We start from the raw sequence: 3612 nt of genomic DNA, 5'->3' as shown, positions 1-3612 counted from the left end.
GACGTATAACGCTACGCATTAACGGCACACACTTGCTGGCTAAAATGGGAGCGAAGCGACCCCAGCCAGCGAGTATGTGTCCGATACATGCGTTTGTTATGAGCCTTAGTTGGCAAAGTACACCTCATCTAAAACACCAGCACCATCAAAATTGAACTGTAATTTTCCATCCTCGCTTTCAAAATTACCGTTCGTAAGCATTGCGAATTTGATATTTTGTTCTGCTAACATTTTGCTGATTTCTGGTTTCGTTGCACGGGTTATTTCTTTTCCCCAAATATACAAGGGATGCGTAGTCTTTACCTGAAACATGCATACAAATGAGTCTTCCGAGGGGCTACTTTCTATTTCACCTTTAAAACCGATTAAAAGTCCTTTGTAAAAAAGAAAGTTTTCAAGGTTTCCCCCCATCCACTCTTCATAATGAAGCTCAGAGCCCAACATAGATTTTACTTGATTCGGGCGAAATCCAAACTTGATTGGGCCTAATCCATTTTCTAGTGATACTTCATACATAGACTGAATCTCAGTGGCTCATAACGCTAAGCTAACGGGCAAAAACGTAATGCAATAATGCCGAAGGCGCATTGCGTTTTTGTCCCGTTTAGCGCCTTGTTAGGCATCTTGGGCCCAATCGAAGAGATTTTCGAAGCCATTTATGTCAACTATACCTTGGTTATTTTTACCAAATATTGAACCGTCTTGCTCTAGGAATATTCCAGTATTTTCTGTCCAACCACTCTTGCTGCCGATCATTAGGTGTTGACTGTCTACCTTGTACTTTAAACGCCATGATTGATTTGCTGATATCAACGATTGTGGCCGAAGACTTTTTCTGTCTAGCATAACGCTATCTTTAACAGACAGTCCAAACAGAGTTAGCTTCTTTAAAAATAACCCATTTGTTTGTGACAAAAATGTCTTAAATAAATCTGGTATTTGTTGATTCAGTTCTAGTTGGATAAAGGCTAAATCTGATTCAGTAAGCGGCGGATAAATTGCTGCAACTCCAGAATCCTTATGCCAATCTTTTGCACCGATATTCGTTTGAATTTTCTTAATTTTAAATAATTCTTGGATGTCCATTTCTTCGGATGCCTAACAATTTAATATCTTTCCAAATGGTGTAAAAACTTACACCAATTTGGTGTTTATAATTCAGTCATAATAGTCCACGAAGTCCTTTCAATACAACACCTTGCTTCATTCCATATTGGGGCAAGCTGGTTTTAATTGTGTGAAATACACTGCTTTGGATAATTATTTTTTTCGACAATTTTATCTCCATACATTTACTGCTCAGAACAAAAAGCCCGGTAAAAACCGGGCTTTTTTATTTTCTGTTTAGAGAACAATCATTTTACTGGCAGCGTATGACCTTTAAACATCTTTTCTACTTCATCATTGTTCTTCAGCATCATGGCCTTTTCGACTTTGTCTTTAGTCAAATGTGGGGCGAAGCGTTCGATGAAATCAAACATGTAACTGCGCAGGAAAGAACCTTTTCTGAAACCGATTTTAGTGGTGCTGTAGTCGAACATGTGACTGGCATCGATTTTTACCAAATCGGCGTCAAGTTCTTCACTCACAGCCATTGAGGCAATAACACCAATACCTACACCTAATCTTACATAGGTTTTAATAACATCGGCGTCAGTGGCCGTAAACACAATTTTTGGTGTAAGCCCAGCCCGCTCAAAGGCATGGTCCAGCTCTGAACGCCCGGTGAACCCAAATACGTAAGTAACTAAGGGGTACTGCGCTACGTCTTCAATAGTAATAGAGCCCTTTTTCGCCAACGGATGATCTTTATTCACTATTACACTGCGATTCCAGTGATAACACGGCAACATCACCAGGTCGTTATACAAATGCAATGATTCAGTGGCTATTGCAAAGTCCGCTTCGCCTTTGGCAGCCAAATCACTAATTTGAGACGGCGTTCCCTGATGCATATGCAACGACACTTTAGGGTATTTGTTCATAAAGCCCTTTATAACATCTGGCAACGCATAGCGCGCCTGAGTATGCGTTGTGGCAATATTTAACTTACCCTGGTCAGGCAGGTTATGCTCTCTGGCAACGGCTTTGATACTTTCAACTTTCGCTAAAATCTCACGCGCTATATTAATGACTTCATTACCGGCATCGGTCACATGAGTCAAATGTTTGCCACTTCGGCCAAATATCTGAACCCCTAACTCATCTTCCAGCATGCGAACCTGCTTGCTGATACCGGGCTGTGAAGTAAATAAGCTTTCAGCGGTGGCTGATACGTTCAGGTTATTGTTTTGTACTTCAACAATGTATCTTAGTTGTTGTAATTTCATTGTGTGTCTACGCCATGTGCTGACAAGCTGCCAGATATGTTAAGCCAACTACTCCCTGCCAAACACCAAGCAATCTGTGTCTGGTCAACGGCTTATGCAAAAATAGAGGAAATTTTTACAATTATGATAGATACTAGCATAAGCAAGTCTGACAATAATTGGAAGTAGCCAAAATGACAAGCGCCAACGAACAAGATAACCAAATTGATTTTTCAACGGTATTGGCGGCAGCCGTGCACGATATGAAAAACTCTTTGAATTTGTTGGTGCAGTCTGTTGAACACATTGCCAGCTCATTGCCTGATGACATGCAGGAAACAAAACAGCAAATTGTAGATTTGCACTACGAAGCAAGTCGAATGAATACAGGGCTGGTACAAATATTGTCGTTGTATCGTGCTAATCGCAATTCACTGCCCGTCTTAATCGATCAAAGCTTTGTGAATGATTTAATTGACGATATTATTAGTGCTAACCAGTTATACGCCTCACAAAAACACATCGATATCGAGGTGGACTGTTGTGAAGACCTCGCGTGGTACCTCGACGCAGACCTAGTTTACTTATTAGTAAATGATGTATTAATCAATGCATTACGGTATGGTACGTCTAGAATAAAGGTATCGGCGCTACAAGATGACGAGAACCTTGTTATTAGAGTCGAAGACGATGGCAAGGGCTACCCGGACTTTATGCTGGTAAAAGACGATGCAAAACCATCTGATTTTAATGTAACGCAAGGCCGTACCGGGCTCGGTCTATACTTTGCGCATTTAATTGCCAGCGCACACGCTCGCAACGGTAAACACGGTAAAATCTCGCTGTCGAACGGTGGTTCACTCGGCGGCAGTGTGTTTGAAGTTAAAATACCTTAAAGATTGGCCGATATAGAATCAAATAGTCAGGACGAAACAATACAGAGCATGACAGGAACAACTGAATGACCGCCATAATAATAATTATTCTGATCGTAGTATTGGTGATCATCGCGATCGTGGTTAACGCTTATCAGCAATATAAAGCTAAAATGGATGCCGAGCGTCGCGCCGAAATTGCCAAGCAGCGCACCATTATCGACGAAACAGAGAACGTATTAATGGCCACGTCTCAGATGCCAATCTCACAAGGTCTGATTAGAATCTTGTTGCAACGTATTCAACGTGCTCTTCAGGTAACTCTGGAACTCAACCCTGGCTCACCCGACTTAAAACAAAATATTCAGGACATTGACGCTCGCCTGAAATCTATCGATGTCGATCCCGATAAACAAAACCAGTTCACC

General features: G+C 41.3%; 4 protein-coding genes and 1 pseudogene. 2 read left to right on the top strand and 3 right to left on the bottom strand.

Going from position 1 to position 3612, the window contains the following annotated elements; translation table 11 throughout:
• Positions 1-105: 105 nt before the first annotated feature.
• From AC4MRN_RS20010 to cysB, 3 genes are all read right to left on the bottom strand, one after another.
• Positions 106-516, bottom strand: a complete 411-nt coding sequence (locus AC4MRN_RS20010) for a hypothetical protein (protein ID WP_491204311.1) — start codon at positions 514-516, stop codon at positions 106-108.
• 99 nt (positions 517-615) lie between these two features.
• Positions 616-1086, bottom strand: coding sequence for a hypothetical protein (locus AC4MRN_RS20005; protein WP_491204310.1), 471 nt, complete (start codon positions 1084-1086; stop codon positions 616-618).
• A gap of 269 nt (positions 1087-1355) precedes the next feature.
• Entirely contained in the window at positions 1356-2330 is a 975-nt protein-coding gene (cysB, locus tag AC4MRN_RS20000) for an HTH-type transcriptional regulator CysB (RefSeq protein ID WP_073321147.1), read from the bottom strand.
• A gap of 173 nt (positions 2331-2503) precedes the next feature.
• Between cysB and AC4MRN_RS19995 the strand changes: the two genes are divergently transcribed.
• Together AC4MRN_RS19995 and AC4MRN_RS19990 are read left to right on the top strand one after the other, a co-directional pair.
• Positions 2504-3205, top strand: coding sequence for a sensor histidine kinase (locus AC4MRN_RS19995; RefSeq protein WP_155014774.1), 702 nt, complete (start codon positions 2504-2506; stop codon positions 3203-3205).
• 65 nt (positions 3206-3270) lie between these two features.
• A pseudogene (locus tag AC4MRN_RS19990) lies at positions 3271-3612 on the top strand (hypothetical protein); the annotation flags it as partial.

Source organism: Marisediminitalea sp., from assembly GCF_984433645.1.
Note: the sequence above shows the minus strand (reverse complement) of the source record. Positions and strands in the feature narration are given on the sequence as shown.

Coding starts and splice junctions, on each gene's coding strand:
- AC4MRN_RS19995 (WP_155014774.1), top strand. CDS start 2,504: ATGACAAGCGCCAACGAACAAGATAACCAAATTGATTTTTCAACGGTA.
- AC4MRN_RS20005 (WP_491204310.1), bottom strand. CDS start 1,086: ATGGACATCCAAGAATTATTTAAAATTAAGAAAATTCAAACGAATATC.
- AC4MRN_RS20010 (WP_491204311.1), bottom strand. CDS start 516: ATGTATGAAGTATCACTAGAAAATGGATTAGGCCCAATCAAGTTTGGA.
- cysB (WP_073321147.1), bottom strand. CDS start 2,330: ATGAAATTACAACAACTAAGATACATTGTTGAAGTACAAAACAATAAC.